We start from the raw sequence: 22,167 nt of genomic DNA, 5'->3' as shown, positions 1-22,167 counted from the left end.
TTCGATCAGCGGCCGGTCCCCGCGAACACTGCACGCAGCGATATCTACGCTCTTCCGAATCACCATCACGAATCACCAATCACCAATCACCAATCACGGCTTCTCATGCGCCTCGCCCTCGGCATCGAATACGACGGCACCGACTTCTCGGGCTGGCAGCGCCTGTCGCACGGGCGCAGCGTCCAGGGCGAGGTAGAAGCGGCCCTTTCGTTCGTCGCGGCGCACCCGGTCGAAGTGACGTGCGCCGGGCGCACCGACGCCGGCGTGCACGCGCGCTGCCAGGTCGTGCACTTCGACACCGACGCGACGCGCAGCCAGCGCGCCTGGGTGCTCGGCGCAAATTCACGGCTCGCGCGCGACGTCGCCGTGCTGTGGGCGCGGCCGGTCGCGGACGGCTTCCATGCGCGCTTCGGCGCCCGCGCGCGGCGTTACCGCTACACGATCCTCAACCGCACCGTGCGCGCGGCGCTCGCCGCGCGCTTCGTGACCTGGGAACGCGTTCCGCTCGACGTCGCGGCGATGCACCGCGCGGCGCAGGTGCTCGTCGGCGAGCATGATTTCAGCGCATTCCGCACCGTCGCGTGCCAGGCGAATTCGCCGATGCGCAACGTGCACGCGATCGCCGTCGCGCGCGACGGCGACGAAGTCGCGATCGACATCGAGGCGAATGCGTTCCTCCATCACATGGTGCGCAACATCGTCGGCTCGCTGCTGCCGATCGGCCGCGGCGAGCGCAGCGAGGCGTGGCTCGCCGAGTTGCTGCAGGGGCGCGACCGCAGCGTCGCGGGCCCTACCGCGCCGGCGTCGGGGCTGACGTTCCTCGCGCCATGCTACCCCGCAGAATGGAATCTTCCTCCCGAGGTGACCCGTTGAGCACGCGCATCAAGTTCTGTGGCATCACGCGTCCGCAGGATGCGCGGCTCGCGGTCGATCTCGGCATCGAGGCGATCGGCCTCGTGTTCACGCGACGCAGCCAGCGTTTCATCGGCATCAGCCAGGCGCGCGAGATCCGCCGCATGCTGCCGCCGTTCATGATGGCGGTCGCGCTGTTCATGGACGACGATCCGGGCTGGATCGAGGAAGTGATCGCCGGCGTGCAACCCGACCTGCTGCAGTTCCACGGCGCCGAGCCGGGCTCGTTCGCGTCGAGCTTCTCGCGCCGCTACGTCAAGGCGGTGCCGATGGCATCGGTCGACGATGCGGTCGCGTACGTCGGCCTGCATCCCGCGGCGAGCGGCTTCCTGCTCGACAGCCATGCGCTCGGTGCGCTCGGTGGCACTGGCGAGACCTTCGATTGGCGGCGCGCGCCGCGCCTCGGCCGATCGACGATCCTCGCCGGTGGCCTCACCGCCGACAATGTGGCGCAGGCAATCGCGCTCGTGCGACCCTATGCGGTCGACGTGTCGAGCGGCATCGAGACCGCTCCCGGCATCAAGGATCCCGCGCGCATGCGCCGCTTCGTCGAGGCGGTGCGCAACGCGGACGCGGCCATCGGCAAGTGAGAGCCATGCAAAGGATCGAAGACTACTCGATGTATCCCGACGCGCGCGGCCGCTTCGGCGACTACGGCGGTTCGTTCGTCGCGGAGACGCTGATCGCGCCGCTGGCGGAACTCGATGCGGCCTACCGGCGCCTGCGCACGGACACCGCGTTCATCGCCGAGTTCGAGCGCGACCTCAAGTATTACGTCGGTCGCCCGTCGCCGATCTACCATGCCGAGCGCCTGTCGCGCGAAGTCGGCGGCGCGCAGATCCTGCTCAAGCGCGAGGACCTCAACCACACCGGCGCGCACAAGATCAACAATACGATCGGCCAGGCGCTGGTCGCGCGCCACATGGGCAAGCGCCGCATCATCGCCGAGACCGGCGCGGGCCAGCACGGCGTCGCGACCGCGACCGTGTGCGCGCGCTTCGGCCTCGGTTGCGTCGTCTACATGGGCGCGACCGACATCGAGCGGCAGAAGATCAACGTCTACCGCATGAAGCTGCTCGGCGCCGAAGTCGTGCCGGTCACGTCGGGTTCGAAGACGCTCAAGGACGCGCTCAACGAAGCGATGCGCGACTGGGTGACCAACGTCGCCGACACGTTCTACATCATCGGCACGGTCGCAGGCCCGCATCCGTACCCGCAGATGGTGCGCGACTTCAACGCGGTGGTCGGTCGCGAGGCGCGCGCGCAGATGCTCGAGCAGTACGGCCGGCTGCCCGACGTCATCACCGCCTGCGTCGGCGGCGGCTCCAACGCGATCGGCCTGTTCCATGCATTCCTCAACGACCGCGACGTGCGCATCGTCGGCGCCGAAGCCGCGGGCGAAGGCATCGCGACGGGACACCACGCCGCGTCGCTCGCCGCGGGCAGGCCGGGCGTGCTGCACGGAAACCGCACCTACGTGCTGTGCGACGACGACGGCCAGATCACCGAAACGCATTCGGTCTCGGCCGGCCTCGACTATCCGGGTGTCGGCCCCGAACACGCCTTCCTCAAGGACAGTGGTCGCGCCGACTACGTCGGCGTCACCGACGACGAAGCGCTCGCCGCGTTCCACCGCCTCGCGCGCAGCGAAGGCATTCTCGCCGCGCTCGAATCGAGCCACGCGGTCGCGCAGGCGATCAAGCTCGCGCGCGAGCTGCCGCACGATCGCCTCGTCCTGTGCAACCTGTCCGGGCGCGGCGACAAGGACGTGCATACGATCGCCGCGCGCGAGGGGATTTCGCTGTGAGCCGCATCGATGCCCGATTCGTCGAGCTTGCCGCGCGCGAGCGGACCGGCCTCATTCCGTTCTTCACCGCAGGTGATCCGTCACCGGAGGCGGTGGTACCGGTCATGCACGCGCTGGTCGAGGCGGGCGCCGACCTCATCGAGCTCGGCGTGCCGTTTTCCGACCCGATGGCGGATGGTCCGGTCATCCAGCACGCCAGCGAGCGTGCGCTCGCCAAGGGCGTCGGGCTTGCGCGCATCTTCGACTGGGTGCGCGAGTTCCGCCTGCGCGACACGGCGACGCCGGTCGTGCTCATGGGCTACATGAACCCGGTCGAGATCCACGGCGCCGCGCGCTTCGCCGCGGACGCGGTCGCGGCCGGCGTCGACGGCGTGCTGCTGGTGGACTGCCCGGTCGAGGAGATCGCCGCGGCCGCGCCCTTGCGCGACGCGGGCCTGGCCCAGATCTTCCTGGCGGCCCCGACCACCACCGGGGAGCGCCTCGCGCGAGTCTGCGCGGCTGCGCGGGGTTTCCTATACTACGTGTCCTTCGCCGGCATCACCGGCGCGGACCGACTCAGCACCGGCGACGTGCGAGAGCGCGTCGCGGCGATCCGGCGCCAGGCGAGCACGCCGGTCGCGGTCGGCTTCGGCGTCCGCGACGCGGCGTCGGCGGCGGCGATCGGCGAGTTCGCCGACGCGGTGGTGATCGGCAGCGCACTGGTCGAGCGGCTCGCCGGTGCGGCGCATGCGGACGAGGCCGCCGAACGCGCCCGCGCGTTCCTCTCCCCGATCCGCGCCGCCCTGGACAGGCGGACCTAGGTTTTTTGCTCCACTCGAGATGTCCGGCATGGATGCCGGTCTGTCTTCGTCGTCATGGAGGACGACAAGAATCCCCTCGGCATGGATGCCGGTTTGATCTTTGCCGTCACGGAAGACGGCCGAGGATGACCTATGAACTGGTTGCAGAAATTGGTCGGCCCACGCGCGCGCTCGTCGACCACCGGCAAGGGCAAGGTGCCTGAAGGCCTGTGGGAGAAGTGCGACGGTTGCGGCGCCGTGCTGTACAAGCCGGAGCTCGAAGCCGCGCTGATGGTGTGTCCCAAGTGCGGCCACCACCATGCGATCCGCGCGCGCGTGCGCCTCGCCGCGTTCTTCGACGAAGGCAGCACGCAGGAACTGGATGCCGGCCTCGAGCCGACCGATCCGCTGAAGTTCCGCGATTCGAAGAAGTACAAGGATCGCATCGCCGCGGCGCAGAAGCAGACCGGCGAGAAGGACGCGCTCGTGTCGATGCGCGGCACGCTCAAGGGCAATCCGCTCGCCGCGTGCGCGTTCGAGTTCTCCTACATGGGCGGCTCGATGGGCTCGGTGGTCGGCGAGAAGTTCACGCGCGCGGCCGAGCTCGCGCTGGCCGAGCGCGTGCCGCTCGTCTGCTTCTCGGCGACCGGCGGCGCGCGCATGCAGGAAGGCCTGTTCTCGCTGATGCAGATGGCGAAGACGTCGGCGGCGCTCGCGCGCATGCGCAATGCGGGCGTGCCGTTCGTGTCGGTGCTCACGCATCCGACCACCGGCGGTGTTTCGGCGAGCCTCGGCATGCTCGGTGACGTCAATGTCGGCGAGCCGAAGGCGCTGATCGGCTTCGCCGGCCCGCGCGTGATCGAGCAGACCGTGCGCGAGACCCTGCCCGAAGGCTTCCAGCGCTCGGAATTCCTGCTCGAACACGGCGCGATCGACCTCATCGTCGACCGCCGCGACATGCGCGACAAGCTCGCCGCCGTGCTCGCGCTGCTCATGCGCCAGCCGAAGGCGGCCGCCTGAGCGTGCGACGGGCGCGCCCCCTGCGCGCGCTGCTGTGGGCGTTGCTCGCGGGCATCCCGTCCGTCGCCGCCACCGCGGCGCCGGCGCCGCGCCGCGTACTGTTCGTCGGCAACAGCCTCGTCTACTACAACGACCTGCCGCGCATGACCGCGGCGCTCGCCGCCGCCGGCGACGTCGTGCTCGATACCTCGATGATCGCCGGCGCGGGCACGACGATGCGCGAGCACCTCGATCGCGGCACGATGCAGCAGGAACTCGCGCGTACGCACTACGACGCGGTCGTGCTGCAGGATCGCGGCGGCTATCCGCTGTGCGGTCGCGAGGACCGCGAGTGCGCCGGTTCCACCGCGGCGATGTGCGAAGCCGCGGCGCTCGTGCGCAAGGCCGGCGCCCGACCGGTCTGGTTCGGAACTTGGCAGGGGGCCGCCGACGCGCAGGCCGCGCTCAGCAAGGCCGGTGCGCGCGCGGCGAAGGACTGCGACATGCCATTCGCCGACGTCGGCGCGGCGATGCAGCGCTTCATCGCGCGCAGCCGCGTGCGTCCATGGCTCGACGACGGCCATCCCGATACGGCGGGATCCTGGGTCGCCGCGGCCGTGCTTGCGCGGGCGATCACGGACGAGCGTGCCCATGTGCCCGATCCGTTGCCGGAAACCTGCCGCGTGCGCTGGCAGGACGCACATCCGGACGAGGGCAGCCTCGCTTCGTCGCAATCCGCGCCTGCGCAGGAATGCGCGCCGCCGTCGCCGGCGGTCCTGCGCGGCGCGGTCGACGCGGCGAACCGGTCGCGTTGAGCCCGGCAACGCGAGCCACGCGTCGCGAGAGCATCGCGGCCTCCGCCCCACACAAGCGCGGCGCATATCACCATCGGGGGCGGTCTGCCATGCACGTCGGCCGCGACCGTCCGTGTCGGCGACCCGGCGATTGCTCGCAATGGCTCAGCGCGCGGCGATGTCCGCGCTGCACACGAAGCGGATCGCGTCGAGGCGCGGCGCGGCGGTCGCGAGTGCGTGGCGCAGGTCGTCGAGTTCCTTCGCGATCGCGGCGATCTCCCCTTCGCGCACCGACGGATTGACCTTCGCCAGCGCGGCGAGGCGCGCCTGCTCCGCCTCGAGTTCGCGCTGCGCCGCGGCGAGTGCGTGGCCGACTTCGGTCGCGGCGAGGCGCCGCGCTTCGGTCTCGCAGGCCGCGAGCATCGGCGGCACGAGCTTGGCGAGCAACGGGCGATGGCGCGCGGCGTCGATCGGCTGCTCGCGCGCGCGCGCGAGGCTCGTCGTGTTCGGCACGTAGTCGGTGCGAGCATTGAGGCGCGTGTCGACGACCGTGCGCAGCGGCAGCGGCGGGAGGAAACGGCGCACGTCGAGCGCGCGGTCCGCGACGCACTCGAGCGTGAACACGCATTCGAGCAGCGCCGTGCGCGGCGGCAGTGCCGCGTCCATGAGGATCGCCGCATTGCCCTGTTCGCTCTCGAGAAGCAGGTCGAGCGCGCCGATGACGAGCGGATGGTCGAGCCGCAGCAGCGGCAGTTCCTCGCGCGCGAGCGCGGTCGCGCGGTCGAACGTGACCTGCTGCGGCCCATCCTTCAGGCCGGGGAAGCCGTCGGTGCTGAGGTACTCGGGATCGAGCACGACCGTGCGCGGTCCGGTTTCCTCGGCGTCGATGCCGAACTGCTCGAACAGCGCGAGGATGAATTCGTCGGCGCCCACGTCGGCGTCCTGTTCGCGCAAGGCGTCAGCAAGCGGCAGTTCGCGCGCCTGGCGCTCGGTCGCGAGCTCGAGCAGGCGATCGCGCCCGGCCTGCACGATGGCGGACAGCTCGCGGTGCGTTGCCGCGGTCTCGCCGATCAGCGCGTCGATCTCGACGTCCGGGTCCTCGCCGCCGAGCGCGTGCCGCTCCGCCTCGGCGAGAAGGCGCGTGCCGAAGCGGCGCAGGATCTCGCGGCCGTCGGACGGGCTGCCGTGCAGGGCGTCGAGGCCTTCGTGGTACCAGCGCAACAATGCGTGCTGCGCGGTACCGTGGAACGCGGCGGCGTGGATCTCGATGTCGTGGCGCTGGCCGATGCGGTCGAGGCGGCCGATGCGCTGCTCGAGCAGGTCCGGGTCGAGCGGCAGGTCCCACAGCACGAGGTGGTGGGCGAACTGGAAGTTGCGACCTTCCGAGCCGATCTCCGAACACAGCAGCACGCGCGCGCCGTCGCCCTCGGCGAAGAACGCCGCGTTGCGATCGCGCTGCAGGATGCTCATCCCTTCGTGGAAGCGCGCGACCTTGGCGCCACTGCGCGTGCGCAATGCTTCTTCGAGCGCGAGCACCTTCGCCTGCGTGCGGCAGATCAGCAGCAGCTTGGCCGGGGCGAGCCGGTCGATCAACGCGACCAGCCACGGCAGGCGCGGGTCGTTCGCGTAGTCGATCTCGCCGGCGGGCGGATGGGCCTGCGCGTCGGCGTGGAATTCCGCGAGCAGGCGCTGGCGCGCGGCGTCGTCGAGTTCGGCACCGTCGAACACGTCGATGCGCGCGACGCGCCTGGGAAAGCCGCCGATCTGCGCGCGGCGGTTGCGGAACATCACGCGGCCGGTGCCGTGGCGGTCGATCAGCGCGTCGAGCAGCAGCGGCGCGGTCGCCGCGCGGTCCTCGTCGTAGCGTGCGAGCAGGCGCGCGAGTTCCGCGTCGCCGGAGAAGCGTGCCGGGAGCGCGTTGCGCACGCCGGCGTCGAGCGGCGCCGCCTCGAGCAGGCTCGTCGCGACCGCCGACAGCGCGGCATAGCCGTCGGACTCGGCGGTGAAGCTTTCCAGGTCGGTGTAGCGCGCGGGATCGAGCAGGCGCAGGCGCGCGAAGTGGCCGCTGCGGCCGAGCTGCTGCGGCGTCGCGGTGAGCAGCACGAGCCCCGGCGCGCGCGCGGCGAGGCGTTCGACCAGCGCATAGGCGGGGCTGGCCGCGTCCGGGGACCACTCGAGGTGGTGTGCTTCGTCGACGACGACGAGATCCCAGTCGGCTGCGACCACCTGCGCCGCGCGCTTCGGGGCATCCGCGAGCCAGTCGACGTCGGCGATCACGCATTGCTCGTCGTCGAACGGATTGCGCGCGCCATCGGCGACTTCGATCGCCTCGCAACGTTCCTCGTCGTAGAGCGCGAACGGCAGGTTGAAACGGCGTAGCAGTTCGACGAACCACTGCGCGGTGAGGCTCGGCGGGGCGAGCACGAGCACGCGCGCGACGCGCCCGCTGGCGAGCAGGCGGGCGATCACCATGCCGGCCTCGATCGTCTTGCCGAGGCCGACTTCGTCGGCGAGCAGCGCGCGTGGCGGCCTGCGTTGCGCGACGATCGCGGCGACGCGCAACTGGTGCGCGATGAGGTCGATGCGCGCGCTGGCGAGGCCCCATGCCGGCGAGCGCATCGCGGCGGCGCGGCGGCGCAGCGCCGCGAGGCGGAAATCGAAGCGGTCCGGTGCATCGACGCGCGTCGACAGCAGGCGCTCGTCCGCGCGCGACACCGGCTGCGCATCGTCGAGCTCGGACTCGGCGAGGGCGCGCGTGCCATTGTGGTAGGTGAGCAGGCCGCCCGCCTCGCTGACGCGTTCGACGACGAAGGCCTGTTTCTGGCCGCTGACCTTCTGGCCGACGCGGAACTCCGCGCGCGCGAGCGGCGCCGCCTGCTTGGCGTAGTGGCGCAGCACGCCCGCGGTCGCGAACAGCACCTGCACCGTGCGGCCGTCCAGGCGCACGACGGTGCCGAGGCCGAGTTCGGGCTCGGCGTTTGAAATCCAGCGTTGACCGGGAACGAAAGCCATGGACGGAGCAGCGCAAAGGGAGTGCGATTATCGCGGCCGCGGCCCGCGAAGCATAGTCTCCCGGCGCTTTCCGGCACGGCAACGTGCCGCAGCGCCGCACCGGTCCCGCCCCGTCGACACAAGCGCCGGCAGCAGGATTTGCGGCGTTGCAGTGCTCGCGGCGCGGCCCGGTCGCCGTTACCCGGCGTGCCGGAGCCCGGGCCACGTTCAGCGGCCGGGCAGGGGATCGAAACCGTCGGCGAAGATGAGATCCTTGACCGTCGGTGTCGCGTAGGCGACGAACACGCCGCTGCCCCATTCGACCGAGTTGTCGCCCTGCGGATACACGCCGGCGACGAACGCGATGTCGCCGCGCGCATTGATCGACGGGCGCCCGGAGAACACGGGCGAACTGTCGTGCTGGCCGAGTTGCGCCGGTCCCTGGTCGGTCATGACGACGTCGCCGTTGCCGACGACGCGCAGCAGCGTCTGGCCGTCGCCGAGGTAGATCGCCTGGCCCTGCGCGTCGCGCGCGCGGAACGCCACCCAGCCCGCGCTGTTGATCGCGGGCGGGAACGAGTCGAGTTCGAGGATCGTGCCCGCCGGATCGACCGCGGCGATCTCGGTCGTCGTCGTGCCGTCGCTGCGCAGCACGACGCGGCGGTTGTCGGCGGCGCGCGTCGCGATGACGGCGATCGTGCCGTCGTCGGCGAGCGCGAGGCTGTTGTCGAACTTGGAATAGGGCGATGTGGCGTCGGTCGCCTGGTTCGCGAGCAGGCGCCGTGAGCCGCCGTCGCTCGCGAAGGTGCGGATCTCGACCTCGGTGAACTGGTCCGCCGACGTCGCGACCTTCGCCGCGATCGTGCCGGCCACGTTGAACGACGGGGTGTAGAGGTAGGTGTACGGGCTGCCCGGCGAGACCGCGGCGTCGCGGGCGTAGATGGTGGTCGTGCCGCCGAGTCGCGCCGCGTAGGCGCGGCCGCCCGAGAAGCTCGCCTGGAAGCCGATGGCGCCGCTCGCGTTGACGCACGGCGCCTGGTAGGAATTCGGAATCACCGGCAGGGTGTTCACCGCGCTGGCGCTGCCGGTAGCGGCATCGTAGAGGTACAGCGCGTTGCCGGAACCGGTCGCCGAAATCGTGAATGCGATGTCGCCCGCGTCGTTGATGCAGGCGTCGTTGTCGATGAGCGCGTCGATGTCCCCGACGTAGACGAGGCCGCCGTCGCCATGCGCGCCGAGCCAGACGCCGGGCCGCGACAAGCCCGGATCGCCCGCGTCGGGCACGACCTGGACGCGGAACGCGACCTCGGCGTTCGCGTTGATCGACGCGCTGATGCTGTTGAACGAGGAGCCCGGCGGCAGGTTCCAGCCCTTGTCGTTGACGAGCAGGTTGCTGCGCGCCTGCAGCTCGATGGTTTCATAGGACGGAAGCGCCGCCTGCAGGCCGGGCGCGGCGAACAGCGTGATGATCGCGAGATGACATGCCTTCATCGTGGATGACCCAGGGGTGAAGCGCCGCTGTCCGGCGCGTCCGCGACCATAGCGGATCGGGCACGAAGAATCCGTTAGACCAGCCTGAACGGTTCGCGTCGCGCGGGCGTGCGCGGATCGCGATCCCAGCCGTATTCGCGCAGATCGACGTGCAGCTGGCGGAACATCGCACCCGAGGGCAGCGCTACGACGGGTACCAGAAAAAAAACGGCCGCGCTCGCGCGCGGCCGTCGTGGACATCGCGGTCAGCCGCGTGCCATCACCAGATCTTCACCTGCGTATCCGCGCCACGCACCATCGCGTCGCCCGCCTTGCACGAGAACGCCTGCGCGAACGCAGGCATGTTCGACGGCGCGCCGATCGCGCGGTACTTCGCCGGCGCGTGCGGGTCGGCGTTGAGCAGCACTTCCTGGCGCTTGGGCAGGATGCTGCCGCGCCAGATGCGCGCGAAGTTGAGGAAGAAGCGCTGCTGCGGCGTGTAGCCGTCGATCTTCTTCGCCGCTTCCGCCGGGCTCTGCTTCAGCGCCATCTGCAGCGCATCGTAGGCAACGTTGATGCCGCCGAGGTCGGCGATGTTCTCGCCGAGCGTGAGCTGGCCATTGACGTGCTTGCCCGGCAGCGGCTCGTAGCCGTCGAACTGCGCGACGAGCTTGGCGGTGCGCGCGTCGAACTTCTCGCGGTCCTCCTTCGTCCACCAGTTGGCATTGTTGCCCTGCGCGTCGAACTGGCTGCCTTCGTCGTCGTAGCCGTGCGTCGCCTCGTGGCCGATCACCGCGCCGATGCCGCCGTAGTTGATCGCGTCGTCGGCATTGGCGTCGAAGAACGGCGGCTGCAGGATCGCGGCCGGGAAGTTGATCGTGTTGTCGGTCGGGTTGTAGTAGGCATTGACCGTCTGCGGCGTCATGCCCCACTCGAGGCGATCGGTCGGCTTGCCGGCCTTGGCGATCTCGTAGTCGTAGTTGAACTTGCTCGCGGCGAGCACGTTGGCGTAGTAGTCATCGGCCTTCACCTCGAGGCCGGACCACTCGCGCCACTTGTCCGGATAGCCGATCTTCGGCAGGAACGTGGACCACTTCTCGAGCGCCTTCTGCTTGGTCGCTTCGCTCATCCAGTCGAGGTTCTCGATGCGCGTCTTCAGCGCTGCACTCACGTTGTTGACGAGCTCGAGCGCGCGCTTCTTCGACTCCGGCGGGAAGGTCTTCTCGACGTAGAGCTGGCCCAGCGCCATGCCCATCGCGTCGTTGATCGTCGACAGCACGCGCTTCCAGCGCGGTTCCTGCTCCTTCTGGCCGTTGAGCGTCTTGTTGTAGAACGCGAAGTGCGCCTCGGCGAACGGCTTGGACAGGTACGGCGAGGCGGAGTCGATCGCGTGGAAGCGCAGGTAGGTGCGCCACTCCCCAGCCGGCACGTCGGCGATCATCTTGTCGACTTCGGCGAAGAAGCCCGGCTGCGACAGCGAGAAGCCGCCCTGGATGTCGGCGTGCTGCGCGACGAAGAACTTCGTCCAGGAGAAGTTCGGACTCGCCTTGTCCGCTTCGGCGAGCGTGACGAAGTGGTACTGGTTCTCCGGCTTGCGCAGCTCGACCGGCGCGAGCGAGGCCTTGGCCAGGCGCGTTTCGAACGCGAGCACCTGCTCGGCCGCCTTCTTCGCCGCGTCCGGCTTGTCGCCGGCGAGCTCGAGCACCCTGGCGACGTGCGCCTGGTAGGCGGCGCGCAGTTCCGCGTAGTCCGGCTTGGTGTAGTACTCCGACGTCGGCAGGCCGATGCCGCCCTGGGCGACGTAGGCGATCTGGATCTTCGAGTTCTTGAAGTCCGGCGACGTGAAGATCGCGAACAGGCCGTTCTGGCCGCGCGACGACGAATCGTTGATGTAGGCGGCGATATCCGCCGGCGTCTTCAGCGCGTCGATCTTGGCGATCTCGGGCTTCACCGGCGCAAGGCCCGCCTTCTCGATCGCGCCTTCGGCCATGCCGGAGCGGTAGAACCAGCCGATCTTCTGCTGGATCGAACCGGCCTCGGCCTTGTTCGCGCCGAGCGCGGCCGCTTCGACGATGGCGCGCTGGGTCTGCAGGCTGTGTTCGCGCAGCTGGTCGAACGCGCCCCAGCGCGTGCGGTCGGACGGGATCGGATTGGCGGCGACCCACTTCGCATTGACGAAGCCGTTGAAGTCGGCGCACGGCGCGATCTTCGCGTCGAGTTCGTTGACGTCGAACGAGGGCGCACTCGATGCCGCGATCGCGGTGGTGGAAAGCGCGGCGAAGATCGCCGTCGCGAGGGTCTTGTTCAGCTGCTTGCGCATGTTTCTCTTCTCCAAGGACATTCGTCGCCGCGACGCCGGCCGCGGCATGTTGTTCACCAGATGTCGACGCGGCGTGCGGCGTCGCGCACCATCGGATCACCGGCCTTGCACGCGAACGCCCGGGCGAACGCGGCCATGTTGCTCACCGGCCCGTTGACGCGGTACTTCGCCGGCGCGTGTTCGTTCGACTGCACCTGCAGGCGCAGCGCTTCGGGGCGTTGCTGCGTGCGCCACGCCTGCGCGAACGCGAGGAAGAAGCGTTGCGTGCCGTCGAGGCCGTCGCGCTTCGCATTCGCCTTGCCGTCGTCGGTGAGCTTCCACGCATCCCAGGCGACCTCGAGACCGCCGAGGTCGGCGATGTTCTCGCCGAGCGTGAGCTTGCCGTTGATGTGCAGGTCGTCGATCGGCACGTAGGCGTCGAACTGCTCGACGAGCCTGCCGGTGCGCGCGACGAAGCGCTCGCGGTCCTGCTTCGTCCACCAGTCGCGCAGGTTGCCCTGTGCGTCGAACTGGCTGCCCTCGTCGTCGAAACCGTGCAGCATCTCGTGGCCGATCACCGAGCCGATGCCGCCGTAGTTCACCGCATCGTCCATCTGCGCGTCGAAGTAGGGTGGCAACAGTTGCGCGGCGGGGAAAACGATCTCGTTCTGCTGCGGGTCGTAGTACGCGTTGACCGTCTGCGGCAGCATGCCCCACTCGCTGCGGTCGACCGGCTTGTCGATCTTCGCGGCGAGGCGCTTGGCCTCGAATGCCGCGGCGGCGCGCACGTTGGCGAAATGGTCGCCACGGCGGACCGTGAGCGCGGAGTAGTCGCGCCAGACGTCGGGGTAGCCGACCTTCGGCACCAGCGTGTCGAGCTTGGCGTAGGCGGCCTTCTTGGTTTCCTCGCCCATCCAGTCGAGCTTGGCGAGGCGTGCGCGCAGCGCGACGGCGAGGTTCTTCACCAGCCCCTGCGCGCGTTGCTTGGCCTCGGGAGGAAACACCTTGGCGACATAGGTCTCGCCGACGGCGAAGCCGAGCGCGTCATTGGTCGCGTCGATCGCCCGCTTCCAGCGCGGCTTGAGTTCCTGCGTGCCACGCAGCGTGCGGCCGTGGAAGTCGAAGTCGGCATCGACGAACGCCTTGCTCAGGGACGGCGCGGCGAAATCGACGAGGTGCCAGCGCAGGTACGCCTGCCAGTGCGACACCGGCACCTTGGCGAGCGCGCCGTCCATTGCCGCGAAGAACTTCGGGTGCGGCAGCGAGAAGCGCGTGACGTCCGCGCGGCCGATCTCCTTGTAGAACGTGGTCCAGGAAAAATGCGGCGTCTGCGCGTCGGCCTGCGCGAGCGTGGCGATGCGGTAGTAGGTCTGCGGATCACGCATCGCGACGCGGTCGAGCGAGGCGCGCGCGAGCGTCGTCTCGAGGTCGACGACCCAGCCCGCTTCGGCCTCGGCGTTCGCGTCGCCGACCAGCGCGAGCATGCGCGCGACGTGTGCGCGGTACTTGCCGAGCAGTTCCTTCGATTTCGCGTCGGTGCGGGTGTAGTAGTCGCGATCGGGCAGGCCGAGGCCGCCCTGGATCGCGTAGCCGATCATGCGGTTCGCGTCCTTCATGTCGGACTGCGGGCCGAAGTCGAACAGCACCGGGATGCCTTGCGCGTGCCAGCTGCGCACGAGCGCGGCGACGTCGGCGCCGGTCTTCAGCGCCGCGATGCGCGCGAGGTCCGGCTTGATCGGCCCGTAACCGGCGGCCTCGGCCGCGGCCTCGTCCATCGCCGAGGCGTAGAAGTCGCCGACCTTCTGCGTCGTGCTGCCCGCCTCGCCCGGGTGCGCGGCGGCATCTTCGAGCACGCCGCGCAGGAGCGCCAGGTTGCGCTCGCGCAGTTCGTCGTCGAGGCTCCAGCGGCTGTATTCGGCGGGGATCGGGTTCGACGCGAGCCAGCCGCCGTTGGCGTGCTGGAAGAAGTCGCTGCACGCAGGCGTCGCCACGTCCATGTTCTGCGCGTCGAGGCCACGCTCGTTGGTATGGGCGTGCGCGCCCGCCGTCCCCAGGGCGAGGGCGGCGGCCAGCACGCGGATCCTGCATGCAGGCATGCGTCGCTCCGGTACGGGGAAAGGCAGTCAGGCTAGGGTGCCGACCGCAGGATCGCCTAGTGTCTAAGGTCACTGCGGCGGGCGGCGCGCACTTTACAATGGTTTACGCGCCGGGTCCGGCCGACCGCCGGTTTCGGCGCCGCCGGAGGGCAGGGCCAAGCCGGTTCCGTCTCGGCCTGCGACTGGACGGGGGATCCCGCTCGCGCGGAAGAGCAGAGCCTGAAAACACGAAGGACACGAAGGAAAAACCGATGATCCGGATTAAAACCCGGAGCACACGAGGAAGAGCTTTTCAAACGAGAGGGATCGTGCCTTTCTCTGCGCGCTCGGTGTCTCGAGCTTTCCCCTTTCCTTCGTCTCCTAGGTGTTTCAGTCCTTTCCTGACGGGCGCGGGGATGCAGCCTCAGCCGGGGCGTGACGCGGTTTGCGGCCCAGTTCGAACGGCAGCGGGTCGGGGCCGGCGGCGCCGGCGGACAGGATGAACGCCATGGCCTGGTCGACGCTCCAGTCGGTCGCGACGAGGCGGTCGAGCGGCACGATCTCGAGGTAGCCGCCGGTCGGGTTCGGTGTCGTCGGCACGTAGACGGCGGCGAACTCGATACCGCTGGCGTCGCGGAACACGCGCGTGACGAAACCGATCGACTTCAGTTCCGGCGAAGGGAAGTCGATGAGCACGACGCGCTGCGTCCCACTCGGTTTGTGCTGCAGCATCGTCATGAGCTTCTTCGCGCCGCCGTAGATGCTGTGCGCGACCGGGATGCGCTCGATGACGCTCTCGAACGCGCCGATGAGGCGCTGGCCGAACACCCGGTTGGCGGCGAAGCCGGTCACGTACAGCGCGACCACCGTCACGATGAACGCGAGCAGCGACATGAGCCATTCCTGGTGCAGGCGGCCGAGCGTGTCCGGGAATGCCTCGAACAATGCCGACACCCACGGCAGGTTGAACTGCGACAGCAGCGAAAAGATCGACTTGAAGACGATCCAGGTCAACCAGACCGGGATGAAGGTGAGAAGGCCGGTGAGCAGGTAGCGCTGGACGTAGAGCGGTCGCATGATGGAGGCGCGGTCGGTGTCAGGATGGAGCGTAGCGGATCGGCGCGTGCGGCGCGCCGCGCGGATGCTTCACTGCGCCGCGTCCACGGCGGGCAGCTCGCGCACGAGGCGGAAGCCGACGTTCGCGTAGCCGACGTCGGCCGGCGCGCTGTCGATGCGGTCGAGGTTCGATTCCTCGTCGTCGTCGCGCCACGACAGGCCGCGGAAGCGGTGTTCGCCGCAATCCTCGCCGCCGCGGCCGCGATTCGCACACACGTCGACCCATTCGCTGACGTTGCCGGCGAGATCGTGCAGGCCCGGCGCGCTCGTGCCGAAGCGGCCGACCGGCGCCGTGTGCTCGTATCCGTCGTTGCAGCCACGCCGTGCCTCGATGTTCGCCGCGCGACAGCCCTTGCCACTGCCGGCGGCGCGCGCCGCCGCGAGCCATTCGTTCGAACTCGGCAGGCGATAGCGTGCGCCGGTCCGTTCGCCGAGCCAGCGTGCATAGGCGTTCGCGTCCGCCCAGCTCACGCAGACGACGGGGTGGTCGTCCCCCTGCTCGAAGCCGGGGTGGCGCCAGTCGATCCCGCGCGAGGCGACGAGCGCGATGAGGTTCTGCGATGCGCGGCAGCGTGCCACCGGCCGGCCGGCCGCCCTGGCGAAGGCGGCGTATGCACCGCGCGTGACTTCGTCGACCGACATCGCGATCGACGGCGTTGAGCCGCGCGTGGCCGGCATGACGACCATCTCGGGGCCGCCATCGTCGCGGATCACGGCGCCGACGCGCAGGCGCGCCTTCGACTGGGCGAGCGCCGCCTCGATCGCCTTCGCCTGCGCCGCATCGACGCGGGCCAGCGCGGGCAGCAGCGGCTTGAGCGCGTGCAGCGCACTCGGGTCGAGCGGATCCCGGGTGCGCGCGCGGCGCTGCTCGACTGCGTCATGGACGGCCTTCGCGAACGCGGCGTGCGCCTCCGCGACCACCGCACCGGCGCGCGACGCGAGCCCGTCGGCCTGGTCGATCGCGTGCGTCGCCTCGGTCGCGTGGTCGTCGGCGATCGCCTGGCGGGCCTGCGCGCCGAGTCGTTCGAAGATGCGCGCGAGGCCCTTGCGTGCATCGTCCTGTTGCGGTTCGGCCGCGAGCACCGCGAGGTATTCGTCGGCCGCGCTCGCCCCGGCCGGTTCGACCAGGCGGTTGATCGACATGAGGTCGTCGGCTTGCTGCAGGTGCTGCGCGCGTGCACCCGCCAGCGGATCGGCATCGCGCGCGGCGACCGCCGCGGGCGTGCCGGCGGCGCCGCCCGCGTGCAAAGCGGTGCGCTGGGCGACGTGCGGCGACAGCGCGACCAGCGCGACCAGGGTCGCCGCCATGAGCCCGCCGAGCGCGAGCGCGCGGCGGCGACGCGGGATCGCGACGATGCGTTCGACCAGCGCCTTGAAGCGGCGGCCCAGGCCGCTGGGCGTGGTCGCGCGCATGCGGCGTGCGACGATGTCGAGCGCGGCGAGCATTTCCTCGGCGCTCTGGAAACGCGCGTCGGGATGCTTGGCCAGGGCCTTGTCGATGAGCGGCTGCCAGATGCGCCGCGTGACCGGCAGGCGCGGCACCGGCTTCTCGATGTGGGCGAGCGCGACCGCGAGCGCATCGCCGCCCTGGAACGGCATTTCGCCGGTGAGCAGTTCGTAGCAGAGGACGCCGAGGCTGTAGAAGTCCGAGCGGCCGTCGATCGGCTGGCCGCGCGCCTGCTCCGGGCTCATGTAGCCGGACGAACCGATCGTCGCGCCCTCGCGCGTGACGCGCTGCTGCTTGGATCCGGTGAGCGCGATGCCGAAGTCGGCGAGCATCGGCCGGTCGAGCTTGTCGAACAGCACGTTCTCCGGCTTGACGTCGCGGTGGACGATGCCGTGGTCGTGCGCGCAGCCGAGCGCCTCGACCAGCGCGCGCATGACCGCGAGGATGCGTTCGGGATCGTCGCGGATGTTGCGCGTCGACAGGTCGCCGTTCGAAAGGTACGGCATCGTGTAGTAGATCTGGCCGGTCGAGGTGCGACCGACGTCATGGATCTGCACGATGTGCGGGTGGTCCAGGCGCGCGATCGTGCGCGCCTCGTTTTCGAAACGGCGCACGAGTTCGTCGCCGGAGTGGTCGTTCGCCAGCACCTTGATCGCGACGAGTCGCGACAGCGATTCCTGGCTGGCGAGATAGACGGTCGCCATGCCGCCCACGCCGAGACGGCCGATCAGCCGATAGCCCGGAATCGTGAACGGTTGCTTGAGGTAGGTCATGGCAATCGCATGGCGTCAGGGCCACAATTCTAGCGAACCGGCGGCGGCGCCGCGCATCGCGCCGCCGGAAAACGCGGCGCGCGCCACATTATCGAGGCTGCGACCGCTGCGCCGGTGCCCCTTGCTGGACGTGGACGAACGGACCGGTGAACGACGACGACCCACCCGCGCCTGAAGCGAGGACCGGTGCGCCGCCACTCGCGGTCGCCCTCGTCGGCTTGCCCGGCGCGGGCAAGAGCACGGTCGCGCGCGCGTTGGTGGCCGAACTCGGCCTGCGCCGCGTCTGCCGCGACGAAGTCCGCGCGGCGATGTTCCCGCAATGCGAGTACAGCTTCATCGAGAAGCGCGCGGCCTATCGCGGCGTGCTGCTCGCGATCGAGATCAACGCCCTGCTCGGCGCGTCGAGCGTGATCGACGGCATGACGTTCTCGCGGCGCGAGGACTACGAACGTCTGCGCGAGCTCGCGCACCGGCAGCGCTTCTCCGCGATGGCCCTCGTGCTCGAATGCACGCCGGCGCTCGCGCGCCGCCGCGTCGCCGACGACGTGCTGCGGCGCGCGCACCCGGCGCGTGACCGCAGCCCCGAACTCGTCGACGCGGTGGCGGCGCGATTCGACGCGCCACCCGCCGATGCGGTGCGCATCGATGCATCATTGCCGGCCGACGCGATGTGCCGCCGCGCCGTCGACGCGGTGCGCGCGCGCCTGAGCGGCGCGCCGGCCTGACGTCAACCGCCGGCGGGCGCCTGCGCCGCGGCCGGCGCCGGTGTGAACGCGACTTCGCGTAGCGCTTCATCCGGCAGGGCGTAGGCACTCGCGAGCAGTTCGCCCTCGTGGATGATCTCCGGGAACAGCACGCCGGGCAGCGCCTGCACCGCGAAGATCTCCTGCACGCCACCGGTGAACTTGAGCAGCGCGATGGTCTTGCCCGTGCCGATGTGCACGGCCCAGACGCCGCTCTGGCGGTCGCGGTTGTCCTCGGTGATCTCGATGTCGGTGAACGCGTTCGTCTCGCGCAGCTGCGACAGGCCGATGAAGGCGATCGGGCCGAGGAAGTCCAGCCCGCGGGCGAAGCCGGGCACGCTCGCGAAATCGGTCTTCGCGCCGGTCTTCGGGTCGATCGTGACGAGCTTGCCGCGGCCGGACTCGAGCACCCACAGGCGCTCGTCGTACCAGCGCGGCGAATGCGGCATCGACAGGCCGCGCGCGATCACCTTGTTGCCGGCCATGTCGAACAGCACGCCACCGTCGCGCTTGTTGACGCGCCAGCCCTGCGGCTCGTTGGTTTCGCCGAGCGCGGTGAGGTAGCGCGGACGGCCGTCGCGCATCGCCAGGCCGTTGAGGTGGCAGCGGTCCTCGGGTGCGTAATGCGTGACGCAGGACGGGCGCCAGCGCGGCACGAAACTCGATTTGGTGTCGAGCGTGCACAGGCACGAGAACAGCGTGTTCACGAACCAGAGGTCGCCGTGCTTGTCCCAGGCCATCTCGTGGATGTCGATCGCGCCGGTGAGGTGCACGCGGCGCGCCATGTAGACGGCATCGTGGCGCGGCGGGTCCTGCAGGCGCCTGGCTACCGCCGGCATGTTGCGGAACTCGGCGATCTCGAGCGCGGTGCCGAGCGCGAGGCGCTGGTTGTCCGCGGCCATGCCCATCGGCCGCACGAAGTTGCGGAAATGCGTGTTGATGCTGGCGCCGTCGGGCCGCAGGATCACGAGCTTGCCGGCCTGGTAGGTGCTGACCACGAGGCAGCCGCCGAGCTGGCGCAGCAGGTCCGGGAAGTTCGTCGTGTGCACGCTGCCGAGCACCTCGGCGACGGAGGGCGCGGGCGTGGCGTCGGCGTGGGCGGCGGGGGTGTCGTAGCTGGTCATGGCGGGTCGGCGTTTGCGGGGATGGGATCGTGCCACACGCGGCGCGGGCTGCGCGCCCTCATGCCTTGGCCGGCGGATCCTTCAGGCGCGCGCCCTTGAAGTACAGCGCGCGCAGGTCCAGTCCGCGATCGCTGCGGCCGAGGTAGACGAAGCGTGGATTGAACCACGTCGCCATGCGGCCGCGTTCGCGGAAACGATCGTTCTCGAGCTCGAGCAGCACGCCGATGCACGGATGGTCGTGCGCGCGCGCATGCTCCTCGAGCAGCACGCAGGAGCGCTTGAGCAGCGACATCACGAGCGGGCTGGCGCGCCAGCGTGCGCCGACGAACGTGCGCCAGTAGTACATCGGCTGGCCGAGGCGTGGCGGCGTCACGGGCACCGCGGTGCACACGCCGGCGACTTCGCCGTCATGCGTGCGCGCGTGCATGACCACCTGCGTGAGGCGCTGCTGGATCGCAGCGTCGTCGTTGAGCGCGCCTTCGCGGCGCCAGAACGCGGCGATCGCCACCTTGGCGTCCTCGTCGACGAGGGGCCAATGCACGATGAACTCGAAGCGGCGCTCGGCTGCCGCGGAAGAGGTGGGGTTCGCTTCGTCGATGGTCATGGTGCGACGTCCTCCCTGGGTACGCAGCGTGATCCCGGTGCGGCCGGGTGGGCATCTCCGCCGCGCCGCGCCGTCGCTGAAGATTACATCGGAGGACGCCGGCTACGCGCCCCTCGGCCTCGCCGATGCCGGGCCGCCCCGCTTGCGGTCCGCCTCAGGTCCCGGCCTTGCGCCGCACGTAGATCTGCTTGCGCACGCGCGCGACGACCTCGCCATCGGCCGTGCACACCGAGGTCTCGCACCAGCGCAGGTACTTCGCGCCACCCGCCGTCGCACTGCGGATCTCCTCGAGCAGGGCGTCGTCGACGTGGAACTCGGCGTACACGCTCTCGCGCCCGGGCGCGACGAACTCGATCTCGGCCGCCTTGTCCCAGACGATGTAGTCGCGCCCGAGGCCGCGCATGACGAGGATCATCCAGAACGGATCGGTCATCGCGAACAGGCTGCCGCCGAACTGCGTGCCGACCGCATTGCGGTTGTACCAATGAAGGCGCAACGTCACCCGCGCGCTGCGCCAGTCCGCGCCGATGTCGAGCACGCGGATCCCCGCGAACAGGAACGGCGGCCACAGGTTCATGCCCAGGCGCAGCGCGCGCGGCGTCATCGTCGTCGGTTTCATGCGGGCGATGGTCCCGAGGGGCGTTCCAGAGATTGAAACACGAAGGACACGGTTCACGCGAAGCAAGCAAGGACTCCGAGCTTGAAACACCGGGTGCACGGAATACCGGAGGAAAGCTGTTCTTCGCGTTTCATCTCCTGCTTCCGCGTCGAGTTCCTTGCCGCGGGCGTACCCGCGTCGTAGTATCCGCGCCGCGCTCCTGCTGCGGGCTGCCGTAAGCGTTCACGTCAATCAACGCGCCAACGTCTCCGGTGTTGCCGGATTCATCGTGGTTCCGCCCGAAGGCGGACACGAGGCGCCTTCGCTTGACCGGAAAATCCACAAGGACATCCATGAACGCTGCTTCCCCTCCGCCGGCCGTGCCGGTTTCATTCGCCGCGTTGCGGCACCGCGGTTTCCGTGCGTACTTCCTGTTGTCGGCCCTCGCGATGATGGCCGACAACATCGAGCACGTGATCAGCTACTGGGTCATCCACGAGCGCTTCGATTCGCCCGCGCTCGGAGGCTTCGCGGTCGTCTCGCATTGGCTGCCGTTCCTGCTGCTGTCGGTGTATTCGGGTGCGCTCGCCGATCGCGTCGATCCGCGCCGGATGATCCAGCTCGGCATGGCGCTGTTCGCGGGCGTGTCGGTCGCCTGGGGCGTGCTGTTCGTGACCGGGGCGCTGCAGGTCTGGCATGCCGCCGCGCTGCTCGTCGTGCACGGCATGGCAGGCGTGCTGTGGGGGCCGCCGTCGCAGTTGCTGTTGCACGACATCGTCGGTCGCGAGCACCTGCAGAGCGCGGTGCGGCTCAACGCGACCGCGCGCCAGCTCGGCATGCTCATGGGCCCCGGCATCGGCGGCGCGCTGCTGCTCTGGCTCGGCCCCGAACGCGGCATCCTCGTCAATGCGCTGCTCTACCTGCCGTTCATCGCCTGGCTCGCGGCAGCGCCTTACGGACCGAAGTTCCGCGCCGCCGGCGCCGCGGTGGCGACGCGTGCGGTGCGCACGCTCGGCGACATCGGGCGTGCGCTGCGCGAGATCTCGCATCATCGCGTGATCCTCGCGATGACGCTGCTGGCCGGGCTTGCCTCGCTGTTCGTCGGCAACGCCTACCAGGCGCAGATGCCGGGCTTCGCGCACGACCTTGGCCAGGCCAAGGCGGACTTCTACTACAGCCTGCTGCTCGGCGCCGACGCGGCCGGTGCGCTCACCGCCGGCATCGTGCTCGAAAGCCGCGGCCTGCTGCAGCCGCGCGCACGCACGGCCTGCCTGCTCGCGATGGCCTGGTGCGTCGCGCTCGGCTGCTTCGCGCTGACGCGCAGCTACACGCTGGCGATCCCGCTGCTGTTCGTCGCGGGCTTCGTCGAGCTGTCCTTCAACGCGATGGCGCAGACGCTCGTGCAGCTCGATGCACCGCCGGAGATGCGTGGTCGCGCGATCGGCGTGTTCACGATGTTCGCGCTCGGCATGCGCACCTTCAGCGGCATCACGGTCGGGCTCGCCGGCGCGAGCATCGGCATCCACGGATCGCTCGCGGCGAGTGCCGCGGTGCTGTTCATCGCGATCGGCCTGCTGCTGCGCGTGATGCTGCGGGGCTCGTCCGTGTAGCGGAGGCACTCGTCCGGCTCTTCGCG

17 protein-coding genes are annotated in these 22,167 nt (G+C 69.9%); 8 read left to right on the top strand and 9 right to left on the bottom strand.

Going from position 1 to position 22,167, the window contains the following annotated elements; genetic code table 11:
- The first annotated feature begins 105 nt into the window (after positions 1-105).
- The 6 genes from truA (at position 106) to EV148_RS14555 (ending at position 5,312) form a co-directional block, all read left to right on the top strand.
- A complete protein-coding gene (gene truA / locus EV148_RS14580; protein WP_131999526.1) occupies positions 106-873 on the top strand; it encodes a tRNA pseudouridine(38-40) synthase TruA in 768 nt (255 codons plus the stop codon).
- Positions 870-1,502, top strand: coding sequence for a phosphoribosylanthranilate isomerase (locus EV148_RS14575; protein WP_241988107.1), 633 nt, complete (start codon positions 870-872; stop codon positions 1,500-1,502). Before truA ends, EV148_RS14575 begins: the two co-directional genes overlap by 4 nt.
- A 5-nt stretch (positions 1,503-1,507) precedes the next feature.
- Entirely contained in the window at positions 1,508-2,719 is a 1,212-nt protein-coding gene (gene trpB, locus EV148_RS14570) for a tryptophan synthase subunit beta (RefSeq protein WP_131999522.1), read from the top strand.
- The gene (gene trpA / locus EV148_RS14565) at positions 2,716-3,519 is read left to right on the top strand and encodes a tryptophan synthase subunit alpha (protein ID WP_131999520.1); all 804 of its coding nucleotides are present in this window, start codon (positions 2,716-2,718) and stop codon (positions 3,517-3,519) included. The genes trpB and trpA overlap by 4 nt, the downstream gene beginning before the upstream one ends.
- A gap of 132 nt (positions 3,520-3,651) precedes the next feature.
- Positions 3,652-4,518 carry an acetyl-CoA carboxylase, carboxyltransferase subunit beta gene (gene accD, locus EV148_RS14560; RefSeq protein WP_131999518.1) on the top strand — a complete coding sequence of 289 codons (867 nt, stop codon included), beginning with the start codon at positions 3,652-3,654 and terminating at the stop codon, positions 4,516-4,518.
- 2 nt (positions 4,519-4,520) lie between these two features.
- A complete protein-coding gene (locus EV148_RS14555; RefSeq protein WP_131999516.1) occupies positions 4,521-5,312 on the top strand; it encodes an SGNH/GDSL hydrolase family protein in 792 nt (263 codons plus the stop codon).
- 144 nt (positions 5,313-5,456) lie between these two features.
- Here EV148_RS14555 and rapA read toward each other — a convergent pair whose 3' ends face one another.
- The 6 genes from rapA to EV148_RS14525 form a co-directional block, all read right to left on the bottom strand.
- Positions 5,457-8,303, bottom strand: a complete 2,847-nt coding sequence (rapA, locus tag EV148_RS14550; RefSeq protein WP_131999514.1) for an RNA polymerase-associated protein RapA — start codon at positions 8,301-8,303, stop codon at positions 5,457-5,459.
- Positions 8,304-8,510: 207 nt separating this feature from the next.
- Positions 8,511-9,773 (bottom strand): choice-of-anchor tandem repeat NxxGxxAF-containing protein, encoded by a 1,263-nt coding sequence (locus tag EV148_RS14545; protein WP_131999512.1) that lies wholly within the window; start codon positions 9,771-9,773, stop codon positions 8,511-8,513.
- Between the two features lie 259 nt (positions 9,774-10,032).
- The gene (locus EV148_RS14540; protein WP_131999510.1) at positions 10,033-12,072 is read right to left on the bottom strand and encodes a M13 family metallopeptidase; all 2,040 of its coding nucleotides are present in this window, start codon (positions 12,070-12,072) and stop codon (positions 10,033-10,035) included.
- 53 nt (positions 12,073-12,125) lie between these two features.
- Positions 12,126-14,147: a M13 family metallopeptidase gene (locus tag EV148_RS14535; protein WP_131999508.1), complete on the bottom strand. Its 2,022-nt coding sequence runs from the start codon at positions 14,145-14,147 to the stop codon at positions 12,126-12,128.
- Positions 14,148-14,516: 369 nt separating this feature from the next.
- Entirely contained in the window at positions 14,517-15,203 is a 687-nt protein-coding gene (locus tag EV148_RS14530) for a DUF502 domain-containing protein (RefSeq protein ID WP_131999506.1), read from the bottom strand.
- Positions 15,204-15,272: 69 nt separating this feature from the next.
- Entirely contained in the window at positions 15,273-17,462 is a 2,190-nt protein-coding gene (locus EV148_RS14525) for a bifunctional serine/threonine-protein kinase/formylglycine-generating enzyme family protein (protein ID WP_131999504.1), read from the bottom strand.
- 146 nt (positions 17,463-17,608) lie between these two features.
- Between EV148_RS14525 and EV148_RS14520 the strand changes: the two genes are divergently transcribed.
- Entirely contained in the window at positions 17,609-18,187 is a 579-nt protein-coding gene (locus tag EV148_RS14520; RefSeq protein WP_158287484.1) for a P-loop nucleotide/nucleoside kinase family protein, read from the top strand.
- Positions 18,188-18,189: 2 nt separating this feature from the next.
- On the opposite strand, the gene EV148_RS14515 is transcribed toward EV148_RS14520, so the two are convergent.
- From EV148_RS14515 to EV148_RS14505, 3 genes are all read right to left on the bottom strand, one after another.
- Positions 18,190-19,329 carry a TIGR03032 family protein gene (locus EV148_RS14515; protein ID WP_131999500.1) on the bottom strand — a complete coding sequence of 380 codons (1,140 nt, stop codon included), beginning with the start codon at positions 19,327-19,329 and terminating at the stop codon, positions 18,190-18,192.
- A gap of 58 nt (positions 19,330-19,387) precedes the next feature.
- Positions 19,388-19,933: a hypothetical protein gene (locus EV148_RS14510; protein ID WP_131999498.1), complete on the bottom strand. Its 546-nt coding sequence runs from the start codon at positions 19,931-19,933 to the stop codon at positions 19,388-19,390.
- A gap of 154 nt (positions 19,934-20,087) precedes the next feature.
- Positions 20,088-20,537, bottom strand: a complete 450-nt coding sequence (locus tag EV148_RS14505; protein ID WP_131999619.1) for a DUF4442 domain-containing protein — start codon at positions 20,535-20,537, stop codon at positions 20,088-20,090.
- A gap of 347 nt (positions 20,538-20,884) precedes the next feature.
- Between EV148_RS14505 and EV148_RS14500 the strand changes: the two genes are divergently transcribed.
- The gene (locus tag EV148_RS14500; protein WP_131999496.1) at positions 20,885-22,141 is read left to right on the top strand and encodes an MFS transporter; all 1,257 of its coding nucleotides are present in this window, start codon (positions 20,885-20,887) and stop codon (positions 22,139-22,141) included.
- The last annotated feature ends 26 nt before the right edge of the window (positions 22,142-22,167 follow it).

The organism is Dokdonella fugitiva, assembly GCF_004342425.1.
Taxonomy (GTDB): domain Bacteria; phylum Pseudomonadota; class Gammaproteobacteria; order Xanthomonadales; family Rhodanobacteraceae; genus Dokdonella_A; species Dokdonella_A fugitiva.
Note: the sequence above shows the minus strand (reverse complement) of the source record. Positions and strands in the feature narration are given on the sequence as shown.